This is a genomic window from Pseudomonas sp. AL03, assembly GCF_029960815.1.
Classification (GTDB): domain Bacteria; phylum Pseudomonadota; class Gammaproteobacteria; order Pseudomonadales; family Pseudomonadaceae; genus Aquipseudomonas.
Genome location: NZ_JASBRE010000079.1, coordinates 1 through 795, shown reverse-complemented (window position 1 = coordinate 795; position 795 = coordinate 1). Strand labels below are relative to the sequence as shown.

Sequence of the window (795 nt, the reverse complement as noted above, 5' to 3'; positions counted from 1 at the left end):
TGCGCATCGAGGACAGGAAAGGCGCCGAGGAAATTGCCCTGCGTGCCCAGCGCGATTTTGTCCAGCACGTCCTCAATGACGAACGCCTTCAAGTCGATAACCAGCGCACCGTGGTCATCGGCGGGGTTGCCAGCCACGACCTGCGCGGTGAAGAACATCACCTGACCCACGGCAACCGCCTGACGGAACTCAAACAGGACGACCACCTGTTGGTCCATGGCGACCGCCACATCCGCACCACCAATCACCTGCTCAACGCCACCCAGCACATTCAGCTCAATGCAGGCCAACAAGTCGTCATCGACGGCGGTGTGCACCTGACAGTCCAGGCGGGCGGTCACTGGCTGACGCTCGGGCCGGAAGGCATTTTCAGCAGTGTGCCGATTCTAGTGGGCGGCGCCCCGACCGTGGGTCTACCCGCCGAGCCTCTGATGCCGGGAGCCGTGCCCCTGCTGAAAGTGACGTTCGATGCGGTCCAGCAACGCCATGCGTTGATTTCAACCCGCGCCTCGCGCTGCCTGATATGCGAGGCCGCTCAAGCATGAAGCTTTTGACCTCATTGCCTGAAGACCTGCCATGGAGCGAGCAACAGGCTTTCCTGTTGCTGGACGGTGCGACCTTGAGTGATTTGCCGGAGCGCTTGAAACAACTGAGTCCCGGCGCCACCACCGTCGCGCTATATGACTGTGCGCCGTTCACTGCGCTGCGGGATATCTCACCGCTGTTGGTGGCCGTTCAACAACCTGACGAGCCACTCGTTCAGTTTTATCTGGAGCACGCACACGAGGAATCGAG

Annotated in this window: 1 protein-coding gene and 1 pseudogene; both read left to right on the top strand. The window is 61.0% G+C overall.

From position 1 onward, the window contains the following. Window positions 1-545, top strand: a pseudogene (locus QK293_RS27475) (type VI secretion system tip protein VgrG); the annotation flags it as partial. Beyond that, window positions 542-795 (top strand): DUF4123 domain-containing protein (locus QK293_RS27470; RefSeq protein WP_282383513.1); only part of this gene is annotated, 254 nt, incomplete at its 3' end. The pseudogene QK293_RS27475 and the gene QK293_RS27470, both read left to right, overlap by 4 nt.